Raw genomic sequence first — 16,451 nt, forward strand, 5'->3', positions numbered from 1 at the left:
CAATTTTCCTTCATCATATCAGGAAATAATTGGGTTGACAATGAATTTTGCTCGGTGTCAATCACCCGAAAGAAGGTGTTCTCCCGGAACGCGCGGGTCCCAAGGCCCAAGCCCGTGGCCCTTCCATTCGGAGCCGTCCTCCCAAATTTCTTTCTTCCAGATCGGTACGATTTGCTTGAGACGTTCGATTGCGTAGCGGCTGGCCTCGTAGCATCCGGCGCGGTGAGGCGCCGATACGGCGATGACTACGCTGATCTCCGCGATATCGACGCGACCGATCCGGTGGCTGATGGCACAGCGCGTACCCGGCCAGCGTTCGGCGATCTCGGTGCCGATTTGGCGCAGCTTGGCTAAGGCCATCGGGACGTAAGCCTCGTATTCGAGCTCGACGGTCCGCTGGCCCTGTGTCCATTCCCGGGTCGTTCCGGTGAACGTCAACGCCGCTCCGTGGTCGGGAGCGATCACTTTGGCCGTAATTTCCTCCACGGATAAGGGTTCCTCCGTAATGCGGAACAGGTCCGCATCCGTCCCGTCCGACGCGGGACCGGAAATCGATTCCCCGCCGGATACCGGCGGAATAAGCGCAATTTCGTCCCCTGCGGTAATCGGTGTATCGCCTGAGGCGTACTCCTGATTGACGGCAACGAAGGAAGCGGCGATCAGATTGGCCGCCGACGGATAGGCTTCCGCCAGCGCTTCTTTTAATGAAGCAGCCGTGATTTGCCGCTCCGGATAGGGGGAGGCAAAGTTAAGGCTGGACGTGCCGATTCGGTCCGCCAACCCGGCAAAAAGGGCGATTTGAATGATCATAAGAGTCTCCTCGGAATGGTTTGTAAGTAATATATATTATAACAAGACAACGATCAAATTTAAGGTATATAATACACAATGAACTCTAAAATTTAGAATAGGCCGAATAGATTGAGAGGGCAAGGGGGCAGTTCTTGATGCCGGAGACGAACCAGGAAACGTTAACGATCCTATATACCAACGATATCCACAGCCATTTCGAAACGATGGGGCGCATCGCGGCTATGATTGAGGAATTGCGAGCCGAGGCGCCGGCTTCCACGCTCCTTCTCGATATCGGCGACCATATGGACCGGGCGGCAATTGAGACCGAAGGGACCTTGGGGCAGGCGAATGTGGACGTGCTTAATCTGACGGGGTACGATGCCGTGACGATCGGCAATAATGAAGGTCTGACCTTTACGCCGGATTTGCTGGGCCAGGCTTACGCCGGTCTGCACGGCAGCGTGATTTGCGGCAACATCGTGGAGATGCGAACCGGGCGGCCTCCGGCCTGGATGCGAAGCCGGCTGGTGGTGCAAAAGGATGGCTTCAAGATTGGCTTGGTGGCGGCGACGGCCGCTTTCGCCGAGTTTTATGAGCTGCTTGGCCTGGAATCCTTAAACCCGCTGGATACGATTGCACGGGATGTTGACGGGTTGCGGGACGAGGTGGATCTTGTCATCGTCATGTCCCATTTGGGGCTGCCGCTGGATCGGCAGTTGGCCGAGACGGTACCGGGCATCGACTTGATTATCGGCGGCCACACGCATCATTTGCTGGAGGAACCGCTGCGAATCGGTTCGACGATGGTCACGGCGGCGGGGAAATTCGGCAACTACTTGGGGAAGGTCGTCGTCCGTCGCGAATCCGATACCGGACGATTTACGATGGACGGGGGATGCCTGCCCGTCGCGGAGGGGCCGAAGCAGGCGCAGGTGGAGACGGCCATCGCCTCGCAGCGGGATGCCGCCAAGCTTCGGTTGAACCGCACGGTCGCCGTGACGGATCGGGAGCTGCCGCTGTCGTACGAAGCCGAATCGCCGTTTGGCAATCTGCTGGCCCAAGCGGTTCGCCGTCATACCGGCAGTTCCTTCTCCTTGATCAACAGCGGACAGCTGCTGGCGGGCCTGCCGGCTGGGGAAATCAGCGAGGGAATGCTGCATGAGCGCTGTCCTTCACCGATCAATCCCTGCACGATGAGGGTGTCCGGCGGGGATATTTTGACCAGTCTGGAGGAATCGCTGCTTGAGGAGAAGACGGGCAAGGCCATTATGGGATTCGGCTTTCGGGGCAAGGTTCTCGGCAGCATATGCGTCGACGGCTTGGAGATCGAATACGACCCCGGGGCTCCTCGCTACGAACGTATTGTCCGGGCAAGCGTGGCGGGCGAGCCGCTGCGGGAAGATCGAACCTATCTCGTCGGTACGCTGGATATGTTTACGTTTGGCGTCGGATACGAACGGTTGAAGCGGGGGACGGAGAAACGTTATATGCTCCCCGAGTTTTTACGCGACCTGCTCCGCCTCGAGCTGCAAACCGTCGGCGCGGTGGATACCTGTTTTCAATCCCGATGGAAAAAAGTAGAATAATGGTAGCGCAAAGTCACACTCGATCAGGAGGAATGAATGAGTCTCATTGTCTCGATTATTCTCGCCGTAGTGGAAGGGTTGACCGAGTTTATTCCCGTCTCGTCGACGGGACACATGATTTTGACGGCCAAGCTGATGGGATACGACGATCAATCGCCTGAAATGAAAACCTTTGAAATCGTCATTCAGCTGGGCGCCATTTTGGCGATGGCCTGGGTCTACCGGGAGCGGATTTCGAATCTGCTCGGTTTGAGCCAAAAAGTGACGGTGGTCGACCGGAACGCCCCGAAAGGCCGTCTCAATTTGGTCCATATTTTATTGGGGATCGTGCCGGCGCTGGGTGTCGGGTTTTTCTTCCGAGATTTCATCAAAAGCCTGTTCAGTTCCCAGACCGTGTTGTGGGCGCTGGTGGCCGGGGGCATATTCATGATCGTCGCCGAATGGTTTAATAAGAACAAAGCGACGGTCACCGCCCAGGAAATGGATCAGCTTACATATAGGCAGGCCTTGCTGATCGGCTTGTATCAGTGCATCTCCGTGTTGTGGCCCGGGTTTTCCCGGTCGGGTTCAACGATCGCCGGAGGGATGCTCAGCGGTGCCAGTTACAAAGCGTCCGCCGATTTCTCGTTCCTGATCGCCATTCCGATCATGTGTGCGGTTTCGGGCTATGAAATGTTGGACTCCTACCGATATTTGACGTCGGATACGATCGGGTATTTCCTTATCGGATTTGTGATCGCTTTTGTTGTTGCGTATGTGGTCGTACTTGCGTTTTTCAAGCTGATCCAGAAGATCCAGCTTCGTCATTTTGCGTATTATCGATTTATTTTGGCCGCTATATTCTGGATTTTTATCATGCGTTGACCCGCTTCAAAGGCAAGTGGTGTTCAGTAACGACCGCAGATTCCAGATACTTATTGAAACCTAAACAGAGACGGAAGTGGAAGCCATGCGGTTAATCCCAGTCGCCTCGCTGCAGGCTGGAATGAAATTAGGAAAAAAGATTTATAATGAGGACGGGATCATTCTGCTGTCCGAAAATGCGGAATTAACCGATGCGATCATCCGCAGGCTGCAAACCCACGGACTCGATTTTGTCTACGTGGCCGATCCTCGCACGGACGATCTGGTCATTCCCGAAATGATAGAAGAAGAAACACGCCGCCGCGCGCTTAGCGAAATCCGGACGAATTTCCGCAAATGGGCCGCACCTAATGTAAAGAATGTGGTCTATCCTTACTTGGGCAAAACGTTCTCCGGTCTGATCGAGTCGATTCTGGACGACCTCACTTCCCGCGACGATGCCATGATTATGATGCTCAATATGAACAGCATGGATCATTATCTGTATCGTCATTCGCTGAACGTCTGCGTGTATACCCTGCTGCTGGGCCAGATTCACGGGTATACGAAAGACGAACTGACCGTGCTGGGGCTTGGCGCCTTGCTGCATGATATCGGCAAAACGAAGCTTCCCCTCGAACTGCTCAACAAACCGTCGCGGCTGACGGACGAGGAGTACGAAATGATCAAACGGCATCCCGATCTGGGCTTTAAAATGCTGAAAGACGAGCCGGGAATACCGTTAATGGCGGCACATTGCGCGTATCAGCATCATGAGAAAATGGACGGCAGCGGATATCCTCGCGGTATCCAAGGCAACGAAATCCATGAATATGCCCGTTGGATCGCCATTACGGACGCGTACGATGCCATGACGACGCATCGGGTTTACCGCAAGGCGTTGCTGCCGCATTTGGCGCTCGAGGTGTTATATACCGGCTGCGGGCATTGGTACGAGAAATCGAAACTGGAGATGTTCCGCGAGCGGGTCGCCATTTATCCGATCGGGATGACCGTCAAACTGAGCACCGGCGAAATCGGCGTGGTGTCGAAAATTCCCGGTCACATGCCGCAGCGGCCAATTGTGCGGGTCCTTAAGGATCCGCAGGGGCAGGATCTCCTGTCGCCTTATGAAGTAGATTTGTCCTCCCGACACTCGATCGTGATTACGGAGGTGGACGGAATGGGAACGGGGGTAGCGGATGAGAGAGAATCAAATGAAAACTTGGGATAGGGAAGAAAGGCGGATCAGTCCAAGCTATGATCCGTGGGACCCGATTTTGTCGCTGCGTGAACATGGACGCCACGTATTGACCAGCGTCGAGTTGACGGTAACGAATCTGTGCAATATGCGGTGCGAACACTGCGCGGTGGGAGACAGCTTGGTGCTGAAGGAACCGGAGCAACTGCCGCTGCCGCTGATTTTGAAGGCGTTGGATGAAGTCGAGCATTTGCAAACGATCAGTATTACCGGCGGCGAGCCAACGTTCCGGCGCCAAACCGTAGAGGAGAAAATCATCCCGCTGCTGAAATACGCTTCCGCGCGGGGGATCCGCTCGCAAATTAATTCCAATCTGACTTTGGATTACGAACGTTACGAGCAGTTGCTTCCTTATCTGGACGTCATGCATATCTCGTTCAACTATACGAGCGAGCGCGATTTCCACGAGATCGGATTCGCACGCAGCGGGCATCCGGTGAAGCCGGAGGTTGCCTACAAAATGTACGATACGATGATTGAAAATACGCGCAGGCTCAGCGAGGCGGGGATGTTCATCTCCGCCGAATCGATGATCAACTACCGCACGCACCGGAAACTTCCGGAGATTCACCGGATGATCGTAGAGATGGGATGCCAAAGGCATGAGGTCCATCCGATGTATGCGGCCGATTTTGCCGAAGGCTTGCCGGTATTGGCTCTAAGCGATATGCGAACGGCGATCCATTCGCTGCTGGACGAGCGAGATCCATCGGTCTGGATGCTGTTCGGGACCCTGCCGTTTTTCGCTTGCAACGGAGACGAGGAGGATTTGCGGTTGCTGCGGCGCTTGCGCAAGGAGCCGAACGTCACGGTGCGCAACGATCCGGACGGACGCAACCGCGTCAATGTGAATATGTTTACCGGGGACGTATATGTGACGGATTTTGCCGCGATTCCGGCTTTCGGGAATGTGCGGGAAGGACGTCTGGACGATATATTCGAACGTTGGGTCACGGAACATCCGTTGAACCGGAAGGTTAATTGCCACTGCGATGCAGCCGGCTGCTGCGGCCCGAATTTGTTGGTCGCCGACATGTATTATCAAGATACCGATTTTAAAACGCGCAAAGCGGCTACTTTATAGAGGTAGAAACAAATTAGGAAAGAGGCGTATGACATGCCTGTACCCCCTGATGGTCATACCGAATTTGAAATAGGCAAGCTGATCTGGAATCTGCTGCTCGTCCTTATTCTTGTTTTCTTGAACGGGTTCTTCGTGGCTGCCGAGTTCTCGCTTGTCAAAGTACGCCAATCCCGGCTCACCCAACTGGCACGGGAGGGCAATCGGCGGGCGAACTACGCCCTGAAGGTCAACCGGCGCTTGGATACTTACCTGTCGGCGACGCAGCTCGGCATTACCCTCGCTTCATTGGGGCTAGGGTGGGTCGGGGAGCCGGCGGTGTCGGAGCTGTTAATCGAACCGTTGATGCACAAGCTGGGCGCGACCGACCCAACGCTGATCTCAACGGTTTCGGTGGCGGTTGGTTTTGCGATCATCACCTTTTTGCATATCGTGATGGGCGAGTTAGCGCCTAAATCGCTGGCCATCCAAAAGTCAGAGGAGTCGTCGCTATGGCTTTCGTGGCCGCTGCTGATGTTCTACCGCCTGTTTCTTCCGGTCATTTGGCTGCTCAATTCGGCGGCGAACGCTATGCTGCGGCTGATTGGCATCGAACCGGCCGGCGAAGGCGAGGCGGCGCATTCCGAAGAAGAAATCCGTATCCTGATGGATCAAAGCGCCAAAAGCGGCGTTATCGATAAAGACGAAATGAAGCTGATGGACAATATTTTCGAATTCTCCGACATGCTGGCGCGGGAGGTGATGCTGCCGCGGACGGACATGGATTGTTTGTACACGAATCTGAGCTGGGAAGACAATATGAAAATCGTCGCAAACACGAAGCATTCCCGCTATCCGGTGGCGGTGGAGGATAAAGACCAGATCATCGGTTTCGTCCATATCACCGATCTGTTGCTGCCCGATTCGGAGAAGCCGCTTGAACTGGCGGAGATGGCTCGCCCGATCCTGAACGTGCCGGAGTCGATGGAGATCAGTCAGGTGCTGCGTCTGATGCAAAAGAAGCACTCCCAGCTGACGCTGGTCGTCGACGAATACGGCGGGACAGCCGGTTTGCTGACGGCGGAAGAAATTCTCGAGGAGATCGTCGGCGATTTGCACGACGAGTTCGAGGATGAACGGCCCGATATCGAGAAATTGGCCGATGGCGTTTATTCGGTCGATGGTCGTTTGCTTATTGAGGAGGTCAACGATCTCGTCGGCAGCGAAATCGAAGACGAAGAGGTCGACTCGATCGGTGGCTGGTTATTCAAGGAGCTGGAAGGAAGCCCGGCCAAAGGTAAGAGAAAGCAGGTCGACCGCTTCTTATTCGAGGTCGAAGAAGCCAGCCGTTTGCGCATCACGCGCGTCAAGGCCATCCGCTTGGCCATTGAGGAGCCGGAAGAAGAAATTGAAGAGGAATAAGGCGGACAAGCTCCGCCCCCGTCGGCCGGCTGTGTACGTCGCCCCCTGGAAACAGGGGACGGCGTTATTTTTTTGCGAATTTTGCATTCGTTTGGTTCAATATTTGGGCGACTGTCATATGTTATTGGTAGGATGCAGGGAAAATATGGCGATCTCGCCTGCATGAACATGTTTTTAAGAAGGAGGAAGTTTCTTTGAGCCATCCGCAGGAACGTGTGTGGACCCCGTTTATTGGCCCGTTCGACCCCTGTCCGCCGATTACGCACAAAACCTACAGCACCCCTCCGCAGCTGTTTATTCACTTTCAACCCCCGAATTTGCCGCAGTTTAGCCCGATGGACGCTCTAAGACACGGCACGTTATGGCCAGCTTTGTACAGTCCTTATGAATCCAAATGGGGAAAAGGACGGTGATCCCATGACGACAGATCCCAACAAGCAACCGTTCGATCAGGAGTATTACGAGATGCTTGAGAAGCTGCAGGCGCTTGACTTTGCGCTGGTAGAGCTGAATTTGTACCTCGATACGCATCCGGATGATCTGGCGGCGATTCAGCAGTTCAATCAGCTGACCCAGGAACGGACGCAGCTTGCGAACCATTTTCAACAGCTTTACGGCCCGTTGCAAAACTTTGGTCGAGCTTATTCGAAATTCCCGTGGGAATGGTCGCAAAGCCCATGGCCTTGGCAGGTTTAAAGTAAAGGAGGTAATTCAGCCGATATGTGGGTATATGAGAAAAAGCTGCAATACCCGGTTCGCGTCAGCAAATGCGATCCGCGGATGGCCAAATTGCTGATCGAGCAATACGGCGGCGCGGACGGGGAACTGGCGGCGGCACTGCGCTATCTGAATCAGAGATATACGATCCCCGACAAGGTAATCGGGCTCTTGAACGACATTGGAACCGAGGAATTCGCCCATCTCGAAATGATCGCGACGATGGTCTACAAACTCACAAAGGACGCGACACCGGAGATGCTGAAGGCGGCCGGAATGGACCCTTATTATGTGAACCACGATAAGGCGCTCTTCTACGAGAACGCGTCAGGGGTGCCTTGGACGGCGACGTACATCCAGGCCAAAGGCGATCCGATCGCCGATCTGTATGAAGACATCGCGGCCGAGGAGAAGGCGCGGGCTACATACCAGTGGCTGATCGACATGACCGACGACGTCGACATCCAGGACGGCCTGAAGTTCCTGCGGGAGCGCGAAATCGTGCACAGCTTGCGGTTCCGCGAAGCGGTGGAGATCCTGAAAGAGGATCGGGAACAAAAGAAGTTCTTCTAGTTGTTGAAATGAACTCATTCTGTCGTTGAAGGTGATAAGGAATGGCCAAAAATAAACGTGGCAAATCGCTCTGGCATCTGCCGTCACGCAGCCGCGGAACGTGTCCGGTGTGCGGAAGCACACGAATCAAGCTGTTGTATGTCAAGAACACCAGTTCAGGGCAACAGCTAAAAGTATGCAAGAAGTGCTCGAACGCCTCGCAGATTAGAATCGATTCGGCGAATGGATCCATGCTTTAATTTAAAAATAGGAGTGACGGCTACATTCCGTATCACTCCTATTTTTAGTGCACATGTGTCCAATAAGTATGCATCTTTTAGCCGGTGAAAAAACAGGTGCGTAATCCTATTTGCCTGGATTTTTACTTGTCTTCCTCTTCTTGAATTTTTTTGAATAGAAACAAGGTGAAGCTTACCAGTGCTAATCCAAGTGAGACTTTGAAAAACGGAAAAACTTGATTCATATTCAAATAGAAAATATATAAGTAACTGATCTCAGTTGCTCCTTGCATGGTTTGAATATAACCATAAAGAAGTAGTACAGAATTCAGTGTAAATAGAAACCCAAGTGTTAAAAATAAATCTCGAAGCTTGTGATTGCTTCTCAGCAAGAATAGTACTTGAAAGAGTAAACAAAGTAGTAAAACAAAGCAACCAAACATTCCCAAGGTAATAACCTCCACAGTTTTTTGTAAATTAGCCTGATGTATATGAAAAATACATATTGCTGGTTTTTTGGCCGACAGCAGGGCTATAGATATTTTGAGCATTCCAAATCGGCCAAACGAGTTTGAACGATATTTCATACAAAATCCCCCTCGTCCGCTCGTTTCACGGGCATTTTGTACGATATTTCGTTTGAAATCCTGGGTTCAGGCGGTACTGGAGTAAAGTTTGTACGACTTTTCGTACAAAACTCTGGCGTGAAGCCGTCCGCCGAGCGAAGTGATCGATATTTCGTACAAAACTCCGGCATGGGGCGATCCGCCAACCCGGGTTGACTCAAATTTTAAAATGAGCCATTCGATCCGTGAGCTCCTGCACGAGACGGCGCCGTTCGCTAAGCCGATGGATCGCCTCGTTCGACTCGTTCATGGACTCGGAGATCGCGTTCGTATGATTGTCGTGGGAGATCAAATCGATGGCTAGATTATCGTATTGTTCCCGAATAAGCCAACGCACGAAGACCGGTTTATAGACGGGTCTTTTCCTTCGTATACATCGGCATCAGCACTTCATCAACCAACTGTTCCAGATACTCCTTCGTGACCTTTCCGCCCCGCATCATGTTCTCAAACCGCAATAAATCGAATGGCAAACTCATTTGCATCACCGAAAATTCATGTCGGATTTCCCCTCGCCGTCTGGCGAAACCCTCAATTTTTCGCATGATCTCGAAATTGCTCTCCTGTCCTCGAAGCGAGAACTCCCGAAATCGTTCGTTGTTCCGGCTCAATTCAAACATAATAGCGCTCGTAATTTCCGGACCCGCCGCATCCAAAAATTGCTGGTATAACTCTAAAACTGCGAATAAATCGGCTCGCAAATCTCCCTTGTCCTGAACCCAATCGATCATTTTCCCGCCGTGCGCCTGCGTGAATTTGTATTGGACCAAGGCGTACAGGAGATCGGCCTGACTGTGGTAACGCCCGTAGATGACCGTCCGGCTGGTCTTCGCTTGTTTGGCGACGTTTTGAAAAGTCATCTGTTCATATCCCGCCGTCGACAGGATGTCATAGGCCGCCCCCAGTATGGCCGCTTCCAATTTTTCTCCTCTTCTTCGTTCGATAGCCATGGTTAAACCTCCCGACAGATCTATAGTGTACAAATTGTACTTTATATAGAGAGGTTGTGAACGATAAGCTGGTATGAACAAAATATTAATCGTGGATGATGACCCGCATTTTCGCAAGATTTGGCCGGCAATCATGGCTTCACGATCTTCATTTCCAGCCATATTCTGGAGGAGATGTCCAAGATGGTGTCGCGGTTCGGAATTATCCATCAAGGCCGGATGGTCCAGGAAATGAGCGCTACGGAGCTGGACCGTCTGCGAGGCAAACATCTTTGGGTGGAATCCCATCATCAAGAAGCGGCCAGAGCAGCGCTTGCGAATGCGGGCTACACCGTTCAACTGTCCGAGAGTGGGGCGCTTGAGGTCACTAGCGAACAAGCGATCCGCCATCCCGAACGGATTGCCAAGCTGCTGGTTCAGGCCGATCTGCCGCCCACCTTGTTGAAGGTTGAGGAGGAGGATTTGGAATCTTATTTTTTGAGAACGATCGGCGGGATTGGAGGGGCGTCCCAATGAACCACTTTATGTCTGCGTTCGGAGTTGAAATCTATAAATTGCGCCGTTCCCCGGTTGCTTGGTTAACCCTGATTTTCCTCATTTTTATCATCTCGCAAGAAGCGAAGGTCAATGCGGACTGGCAAGCCTATTTCGGCGGAGCGGCCTATCGGTTTACGATTTTAGGGGGCGTCGGTTTTGGCTTTATCACCAGTTGGTTATTTGGCCGTGAATATGCGGATCGTACCTTAAAAGATATGCTTTCGTTGCCCGTATCCCGCTTCAGCTTAGTCCTCGCCAAATTTGCGACGGTGACGGTAGCTTGTTTGCTTATCACGCTCAGCGTGTTTGTTTATTCCCTGGCTTTGGGCGCCGTGACGGGATTGGCCGGTTTTTCATGGGATCTGGTCGGGGGAAGCTTCGGGGGACTTGCCCTGACGGCTCTTTATAATATGCTGTTGTGCACGTTGGTCGCTCTGTTAGCTTGCTGGTCGCGCGGCTGGTTGGCTCCGATCGGCTTTGTCTTCCTGACCTTAATTCTGGCGCTCATCCTTGGGGCCAGCGCCTTAGGCCCTTATGTTCCTTGGGCGATCCCAACGCTGCAGACGCTGCAATTCACGGCCCCGGGAAGCGGAGCTCCCTCCCTGACTCTGGCAAGCTATATCATCCTCGGCGTCACCGGCCTTGTCGGCCTTGTCGGTACATTGGCGTGGTGGCGTTACGCGGACCAAAGATAACATAAACAAAGATTCGCGTCTTTTCGATCGTACCTAAGAGTGGTGTTGCTCCTAGGTCGATTTTATTTTCTGGTCGAATCAAAGATATAATAGAGACATCGTATATCCGAAATTTAAAAGGTTAGGTGCTGATGAGAATGAATTTACTGGAAAGATGGACCCGCGGAGCGAAATTTGTTTTGATTCTGCTGGCCATTGTCTATGTGTTTTCCTTGGTGAGGCCATTTTTCCTCCCTATGCAGGCCGTGATCGGAGCCATCTTGATTCCGCTGCTGTTGGCCGGTTTTTTCTACTATTTGCTCCGTCCCGTGGTCCAGTACATGGAAAGCCATAAAATCAAGCGGACTTTCGCGATCCTGATTCTTTATGTCGTCATGGCGATTTTGGCCATCGGCTTTATTGCCGGGGTATGGCCGCTGCTGCAAACCCAGTTGTTCAATTTAGTGCAGAACATTCCCCAATTCGTGAACCTGCTTGATGCGCAACTGAAGGAATGGGGCGAAACGCCGCTCCTCTCGGCCATTATCCCGGCGGATTCCGGCTTGGCAACTAATTTCTCGGAGTACCTGAGCCAGGGGATTTCCTTCTTTACGAACTATCTCAGCGGCTTCGTCTCATTCTTGTCCCAATTCGCGATCGTGTTGTTTACCTTCCCGATTCTGCTCTATTACATGCTCAAGGAAGGCCACCGCTTCAAACGCAGCCTGGTCAAGCTCTCTCCCGTCCGCTATCGGAAAGAAGTGTACCGCGCCGCCAGGGACATGGACAAAGCGCTGAACGACTATATTATCGGCCGCGTTATCGTAAATGCAGCCTTGGGCGTTCTCATGTTTATCGGTTTCCTGATCATCGGGCTGCCGTATGCGCTTTTGCTGACGACGTTTGCGGTCATCCTGAATTTCATCCCCTTGTTCGGAGCCATCATCTCCGCCATTCCCATTGTGATCATGGGTCTTATTCAGTCTCCGTCCACCGGCATTTGGGCGCTGATCATCATTTTGCTGGCTCAGCAGATTCAGGATAATCTCATTTCTCCGTATGTTTTCGGGAAAAAGCTGGACATCCATCCGGTAACGACGATTCTGCTTGTTTTGGGAAGCGGCAATTGGTTCGGCATCATCGGCATGCTGGTCGTCATCCCGGTCTACATGGTGATGAAAATCGCCTGGAAGCGGCTTTACAAGCTATTCTTTAGATCCCAATGGGAAACGTTATGAACGGAGATGACCAATCCTGCGAATCACGATCTCCGGAAGGATCAGCAGCAGGATGATGGAGCCGTAGACGCCGAGGGTATAACTGGTTGCGTAAAGGAGACCAAAGCCCTGGTGGAACAGGGAAGTGATCAGATGAATGAACATATTCGTGAAACAAAAGGCGTAACTTCGGATCATCCAGTTTCGGTGCTGGGCGATCCGTTTCTTTTTGATTTGAACGAGAGCTGTAGCGGTAATGAACAGCCAGATCAAATTCAGCGCATTAAACCCCATACCGCTTGCTCTGCCCCCGGTGGCGTAAGGCGCCATGTATCCGGAAGTCAGCACGACAAGAAGCACGGACACGATATAAACATAGCCATTGATACGATGGAACTTGCGGCTTCTTTTATAGATTTGGTTGGAGAAGTTGAGCAATCCCGCCGCCATGGCGATGCAGGCAAACGCGACGTGAACGTACATGACATTTAACCAAACCGGCTGATTCAGCTCGCGTCTTAGGTCGGTTTTGCGGCTTAAAAATGCTGCGGCCTCGGGGTCGATCACATAGTTCTTCACCAAGGCATAGACGATAAATAAACCGCTGACGACGACCAACAGTCCGTATAAGTTCCCGCTTCGCTTCATATTGTTGTCCTCCCGGGGCCGGATACCCGATGGCCCGATACTTTGGATGCGGGCAGCATGCCGGCTTTGGCGACGCCGGTCATTTGGTCCCCGTCGGCGATCGCTTCGAATTTCAAATTCAAGCGCAGGGGTTTCGAAATGCGAAGCGACCAAGCCAGTGTGTTACCGTCCGGGTCCAGGACGGGATTCAGGAAGGGGACCGTCTCGTCGCCTTGAGTGGCCTTGCCTTGGACAATCCCCTCGTGAATGGATATCGAGAGCTTTACCTGCATCTTGCCTATAGGCGTCGCAATGGTCGTATCCCAATCCCCGTCGAAGAGGGAAGCCTGCTTGATCGGGGGGGTAGAAGGGGTGGGACTTATAGGAGTTCCCTCGTCCGCTGCATGGCTTGATCCGTCCAACGGCCGTGTTTGCTGACGACCGGGGGCCATGCCCGCATTTCGCCAAACCGTCCCCCTCCGTTCAAATTCGAACAACCGCTCCACCTCATGCGCGATACGAGGGCCAAGCTCGCGTTCCACCAAGTATAGCGCGACATCAAAGCCGGAGGTGACGCCGCCGCCGGAAACCAGGTTGCCGTCATCCACGACGCGGGCCTGAACGGGAATCGCGCCGGTCGCTCCCAGGAATTCCATGCCCAGATGGTTCGTGACCGCGGGCCTGTCTTCGATTAACCCGCCCATTGCGAGCAATAGTGAACCGCCGCATACGGTGGCCACGACGATGTCGCTTTGCCCCAGCGCTTTTCCGATCAAGGGGGTGATCTCCGTCGTCATGGCTCGGCCCAGGATCGCCGGGATCGAATCGGGGCCCTCTTGATCGTTCACGTCGCCGGAAGCGCCGGGTACGAGAATGATCCCTGCCCGTTCCGGGTTCAGCTTGCCGCCGGCTTCGATTTGCAATCCATGGGTACCGCTGGGTACGGATCTTGGTCCTTCCGCCGTAACGAATTCAACGTTGATCGAGTTAGGAGCGAACAGGGCGGCAGAGTAGAAAACCTCATAGGGAGCAATGGCATCCAACAGATCAAAGCCATCAAACAATACGATTTGTACGTGCAGCATCGTTGCACCTCCTGAAGTAAAAATGATGTTAACTGAATCATAGCAAGCGAATATCTCAAACCAAGCTGCAAAAAGGTCACAAAACCATAAACAAATCCTCACAAAATATCAAGGCCCGTCTATTCGCGCAGAAAAGATGATAAACTGGGGGGGAGGTGGGATTTTCATGGCCGGATTTACTACGGTGCTCGTTGTGGACGATGATCCAAGCATCGTTGAATTGTTAAGGGACTTTTTGGAGAACGAACGTTATCGGGTGTTCACCGCTGGCTGCGCCGCTGAGGCTTGGTCTTTGTTTGAGGGGAGTGCCATTGATTGTATCGTGTTGGACCTCATGATGCCCGGGGAAAACGGGTTTGAGTTGTGCCGCCGGATTCGGGCGGAGAGCGACGTTCCGATCCTGTTCCTGAGCGCGCGCGGCGAGGATGTGGACAAGATCCGCGGACTGACGCTCGGCGGCGACGATTACATTGTCAAAACCGCTTCGCCCGGAGAGATTGTCGCCAGGGTTAAAGCCGTATTGCGGCGTTCCGCTTCCCGCCGGGAAGAAACGAACGGAACCGTGTTGGATTACGGGCGCCTGCAAATCAACCTTTCCTCCAGAGAGGTATCCGTGGCCGGGAACAACGTCGTCTTGACCCCGAAGGAATTTGATTTGTTGCAATTATTCGCTCAAAACCCGAGACAGGTGTTTACTTATGAGCAACTGCTGGCCAAATTTTGGGACGGGGTGGGCGACAGGCATACGATCCGGGTGCATCTGAGCCGGCTTCGCGAGAAAATCGAATCCGATCCGAACCGTCCCGAGTACCTGGTCAACGTATGGGGCGTAGGCTATCGCTTCGAAGGAGGATAACATGAGGACGCTTCGCATTCGTGCGTTTACTTTGTTGTGCCTGGTTCTGATTACGTTGTTGCCGTGGGTCTTTTTTGTCGGAGCCCAGTACCTGGAGACCCGCAGCTTTAGCCTTGCCGATCGCGGAGCGCAAAGCGAAGTCCTGCAACATCAAATCCAGGAGGCCATTCGCTTGATCGAAACGGAGAAGGACCGGTGGGGGGATCCCGATTGGCAAAATCGGTTATACACCGAGCTCCGGAAAGCGAAGATGGATGTGGCCATTGAATCCGCAGCGGGCCAAGAAATTTACATTTCAAACCCGGATCGCCGCAGCACCCGGCTCTCCACGGAACGGTTTTCCGTCATCGAAGACGGCCGCCTAGTCGGCCGGGCTACGCTGTTGTTGCCCAGATCCTATACGGTTCAGGCGATTTCAGCGGTTGCCGGACTCTTGCTGGCTTTCTTTATCATCGGCGTGGAGATGCGCAGGTTTCTGTTGAAGCCGCTTGAGAAGATGAGCGCGGCGGCGAGGCAAATCGCATCGGGAGATTGGGACGTAAGGCTGCCCCGGTCCAGGATCACGGAAATCGCCGAGGTGCGCGACGGGTTTGACACGATGGTCAAGGGGCTTGAACGGGCTCACCGGAAACAAGCGGAACTGGAAGAGGGCCGTCGATTCGTGATTGCGGCGGTTGCACATGATTTGCGGACTCCGCTGTTTGCTTTAAGGGGGTATTTGGACGGCTTGGAGCAAGGGATCGCCAAGTCGCCGGAGAAAGTAGCTCAATATTTGGCGGTTTGCAAAGAAAAGTCGGCCCAATTGGACCTGTTGGTGGAAGATCTCTTTACCTATACGAAGCTGGAATATTTAGAGACGGAATTTCACGAGAAGACGTTGGATCTTGGGCTCATATTGCGGAAGTCAGCGGATAACCTGAAGGCCCGGGCCGCAGAAAAACAGATCGCCCTCTCCGTCCATCCCGATGGCGATGCCCTGGTTAGCGGAGATGCTCATCTGCTGGAACGGGCGATGAACAACATTCTGGAAAATGCCGTCAGACATACTCCCATCGGCGGGGAAATCACCGTTCAATGCCATAGAGACGACGGGAAAGTAAGGTTTGGGGTCCGTGATACGGGACCGGGGTTCTCCGCAGAGGAGCTGAAGCACGTCTTTGAACCTCTCTATCGAGGGGAAGCTTCGAGAAACCGTTCGACCGGCGGCAGCGGGTTAGGCTTGACGATTTCGCAAAGAATCATAAGGCAACACGGAGGCGAACTCGCCGCTAGCAACCATGCGGAAGGCGGAGCGGTACTGGCAGGCTGGATTCCCGTTAAAACTAGCGCCCCATCTGATGAGTAGACGCTAGGGAATGAAGATCCCCGGAACCTGTGCTATAATCGGGTTGTTCGATGGAATCG

19 protein-coding genes are annotated in these 16,451 nt (G+C 53.2%); 13 read left to right on the top strand and 6 right to left on the bottom strand.

Annotated features, from left to right (window positions below):
• Window positions 1-57 precede the first annotated feature (57 nt).
• The gene (locus tag ACZF99_RS07390) at window positions 58-810 is read right to left on the bottom strand and encodes a molybdenum cofactor biosynthesis protein (protein WP_483610404.1); all 753 of its coding nucleotides are present in this window, start codon (window positions 808-810) and stop codon (window positions 58-60) included.
• A gap of 137 nt (window positions 811-947) precedes the next feature.
• Between ACZF99_RS07390 and ACZF99_RS07395 the strand changes: the two genes are divergently transcribed.
• The 8 genes from ACZF99_RS07395 (at window position 948) to ACZF99_RS07430 (ending at window position 8,257) form a co-directional block, all read left to right on the top strand.
• Window positions 948-2,381, top strand: coding sequence for a bifunctional metallophosphatase/5'-nucleotidase (locus ACZF99_RS07395; protein ID WP_483610406.1), 1,434 nt, complete (start codon window positions 948-950; stop codon window positions 2,379-2,381).
• Between the two features lie 36 nt (window positions 2,382-2,417).
• Entirely contained in the window at window positions 2,418-3,245 is an 828-nt protein-coding gene (locus ACZF99_RS07400) for an undecaprenyl-diphosphate phosphatase (RefSeq protein WP_483610408.1), read from the top strand.
• Window positions 3,246-3,330: 85 nt separating this feature from the next.
• Window positions 3,331-4,458 (top strand): HD-GYP domain-containing protein, encoded by a 1,128-nt coding sequence (locus ACZF99_RS07405; RefSeq protein WP_483610410.1) that lies wholly within the window; start codon window positions 3,331-3,333, stop codon window positions 4,456-4,458.
• Complete coding sequence (yfkAB, locus tag ACZF99_RS07410; protein WP_483610412.1) at window positions 4,442-5,569, top strand: radical SAM/CxCxxxxC motif protein YfkAB; 1,128 nt, start codon at window positions 4,442-4,444, stop codon at window positions 5,567-5,569. Before ACZF99_RS07405 ends, yfkAB begins: the two co-directional genes overlap by 17 nt.
• A 33-nt stretch (window positions 5,570-5,602) precedes the next feature.
• Window positions 5,603-6,967 (top strand): hemolysin family protein, encoded by a 1,365-nt coding sequence (locus ACZF99_RS07415; RefSeq protein ID WP_483610414.1) that lies wholly within the window; start codon window positions 5,603-5,605, stop codon window positions 6,965-6,967.
• Between the two features lie 194 nt (window positions 6,968-7,161).
• Window positions 7,162-7,380, top strand: a complete 219-nt coding sequence (locus ACZF99_RS07420; RefSeq protein WP_408635057.1) for a spore coat associated protein CotJA — start codon at window positions 7,162-7,164, stop codon at window positions 7,378-7,380.
• A 4-nt stretch (window positions 7,381-7,384) separates the two neighbouring features.
• Window positions 7,385-7,663, top strand: coding sequence for a spore coat protein CotJB (locus ACZF99_RS07425; RefSeq protein ID WP_483610416.1), 279 nt, complete (start codon window positions 7,385-7,387; stop codon window positions 7,661-7,663).
• Between the two features lie 24 nt (window positions 7,664-7,687).
• The gene (locus ACZF99_RS07430; protein ID WP_483610418.1) at window positions 7,688-8,257 is read left to right on the top strand and encodes a manganese catalase family protein; all 570 of its coding nucleotides are present in this window, start codon (window positions 7,688-7,690) and stop codon (window positions 8,255-8,257) included.
• A 361-nt stretch (window positions 8,258-8,618) separates the two neighbouring features.
• Here ACZF99_RS07430 and ACZF99_RS07435 read toward each other — a convergent pair whose 3' ends face one another.
• The 3 genes from ACZF99_RS07435 to ACZF99_RS07445 form a co-directional block, all read right to left on the bottom strand.
• Window positions 8,619-9,062: a hypothetical protein gene (locus tag ACZF99_RS07435; RefSeq protein ID WP_483610420.1), complete on the bottom strand. Its 444-nt coding sequence runs from the start codon at window positions 9,060-9,062 to the stop codon at window positions 8,619-8,621.
• Between the two features lie 196 nt (window positions 9,063-9,258).
• Window positions 9,259-9,438, bottom strand: coding sequence for a hypothetical protein (locus ACZF99_RS07440; RefSeq protein WP_483610422.1), 180 nt, complete (start codon window positions 9,436-9,438; stop codon window positions 9,259-9,261).
• A 10-nt stretch (window positions 9,439-9,448) separates the two neighbouring features.
• On the bottom strand, window positions 9,449-10,051 hold the full coding sequence (locus tag ACZF99_RS07445) for a TetR/AcrR family transcriptional regulator (RefSeq protein WP_483610424.1): 603 nt from the start codon (window positions 10,049-10,051) through the stop codon (window positions 9,449-9,451).
• Window positions 10,052-10,171: 120 nt separating this feature from the next.
• On the opposite strand from ACZF99_RS07445, the gene ACZF99_RS07450 reads away from it, so the two are divergent.
• From ACZF99_RS07450 to ACZF99_RS07460, 3 genes are all read left to right on the top strand, one after another.
• Complete coding sequence (locus ACZF99_RS07450) at window positions 10,172-10,567, top strand: hypothetical protein (RefSeq protein WP_483610426.1); 396 nt, start codon at window positions 10,172-10,174, stop codon at window positions 10,565-10,567.
• Between the two features lie 8 nt (window positions 10,568-10,575).
• Window positions 10,576-11,283, top strand: a complete 708-nt coding sequence (locus ACZF99_RS07455; protein WP_483610428.1) for an ABC transporter permease — start codon at window positions 10,576-10,578, stop codon at window positions 11,281-11,283.
• Window positions 11,284-11,414: 131 nt separating this feature from the next.
• The gene (locus tag ACZF99_RS07460; protein ID WP_483610430.1) at window positions 11,415-12,500 is read left to right on the top strand and encodes an AI-2E family transporter; all 1,086 of its coding nucleotides are present in this window, start codon (window positions 11,415-11,417) and stop codon (window positions 12,498-12,500) included.
• Here the strand turns inward: ACZF99_RS07460 and ACZF99_RS07465 are convergent.
• On the bottom strand, window positions 12,495-13,127 hold the full coding sequence (locus ACZF99_RS07465; protein WP_483610432.1) for a DUF2306 domain-containing protein: 633 nt from the start codon (window positions 13,125-13,127) through the stop codon (window positions 12,495-12,497). The genes ACZF99_RS07460 and ACZF99_RS07465 overlap by 6 nt on opposite strands.
• A complete protein-coding gene (locus ACZF99_RS07470) occupies window positions 13,124-14,191 on the bottom strand; it encodes a DJ-1/PfpI family protein (RefSeq protein WP_483610434.1) in 1,068 nt (355 codons plus the stop codon). Before ACZF99_RS07470 ends, ACZF99_RS07465 begins: the two co-directional genes overlap by 4 nt.
• A gap of 166 nt (window positions 14,192-14,357) precedes the next feature.
• On the opposite strand from ACZF99_RS07470, the gene ACZF99_RS07475 reads away from it, so the two are divergent.
• The gene (locus tag ACZF99_RS07475) at window positions 14,358-15,047 is read left to right on the top strand and encodes a response regulator transcription factor (protein ID WP_483610435.1); all 690 of its coding nucleotides are present in this window, start codon (window positions 14,358-14,360) and stop codon (window positions 15,045-15,047) included.
• Window position 15,048: 1 nt separating this feature from the next.
• Entirely contained in the window at window positions 15,049-16,392 is a 1,344-nt protein-coding gene (locus tag ACZF99_RS07480) for a sensor histidine kinase (protein WP_483610437.1), read from the top strand.
• Window positions 16,393-16,451 lie beyond the last annotated feature (59 nt).

Source organism: Paenibacillus sp. JL3B1040, from assembly GCF_057063165.1.

Excerpts from the sequence above, each read along its gene's own strand:
- ACZF99_RS07390 (WP_483610404.1), bottom strand. The coding sequence starts at position 810 with ATGATCATTCAAATCGCCCTTTTTGCCGGGTTGGCGGACCGAATCGGC.
- ACZF99_RS07395 (WP_483610406.1), top strand. The coding sequence starts at position 948 with ATGCCGGAGACGAACCAGGAAACGTTAACGATCCTATATACCAACGAT.
- ACZF99_RS07400 (WP_483610408.1), top strand. The coding sequence starts at position 2,418 with ATGAGTCTCATTGTCTCGATTATTCTCGCCGTAGTGGAAGGGTTGACC.
- ACZF99_RS07405 (WP_483610410.1), top strand. The coding sequence starts at position 3,331 with ATGCGGTTAATCCCAGTCGCCTCGCTGCAGGCTGGAATGAAATTAGGA.
- yfkAB (WP_483610412.1), top strand. The coding sequence starts at position 4,442 with ATGAAAACTTGGGATAGGGAAGAAAGGCGGATCAGTCCAAGCTATGAT.
- ACZF99_RS07415 (WP_483610414.1), top strand. The coding sequence starts at position 5,603 with ATGCCTGTACCCCCTGATGGTCATACCGAATTTGAAATAGGCAAGCTG.
- ACZF99_RS07425 (WP_483610416.1), top strand. The coding sequence starts at position 7,385 with ATGACGACAGATCCCAACAAGCAACCGTTCGATCAGGAGTATTACGAG.
- ACZF99_RS07430 (WP_483610418.1), top strand. The coding sequence starts at position 7,688 with ATGTGGGTATATGAGAAAAAGCTGCAATACCCGGTTCGCGTCAGCAAA.
- ACZF99_RS07435 (WP_483610420.1), bottom strand. The coding sequence starts at position 9,062 with ATGAAATATCGTTCAAACTCGTTTGGCCGATTTGGAATGCTCAAAATA.
- ACZF99_RS07445 (WP_483610424.1), bottom strand. The coding sequence starts at position 10,051 with ATGGCTATCGAACGAAGAAGAGGAGAAAAATTGGAAGCGGCCATACTG.
- ACZF99_RS07455 (WP_483610428.1), top strand. The coding sequence starts at position 10,576 with ATGTCTGCGTTCGGAGTTGAAATCTATAAATTGCGCCGTTCCCCGGTT.
- ACZF99_RS07460 (WP_483610430.1), top strand. The coding sequence starts at position 11,415 with ATGAGAATGAATTTACTGGAAAGATGGACCCGCGGAGCGAAATTTGTT.
- ACZF99_RS07465 (WP_483610432.1), bottom strand. The coding sequence starts at position 13,127 with ATGAAGCGAAGCGGGAACTTATACGGACTGTTGGTCGTCGTCAGCGGT.
- ACZF99_RS07470 (WP_483610434.1), bottom strand. The coding sequence starts at position 14,191 with ATGCTGCACGTACAAATCGTATTGTTTGATGGCTTTGATCTGTTGGAT.
- ACZF99_RS07475 (WP_483610435.1), top strand. The coding sequence starts at position 14,358 with ATGGCCGGATTTACTACGGTGCTCGTTGTGGACGATGATCCAAGCATC.
- ACZF99_RS07480 (WP_483610437.1), top strand. The coding sequence starts at position 15,049 with ATGAGGACGCTTCGCATTCGTGCGTTTACTTTGTTGTGCCTGGTTCTG.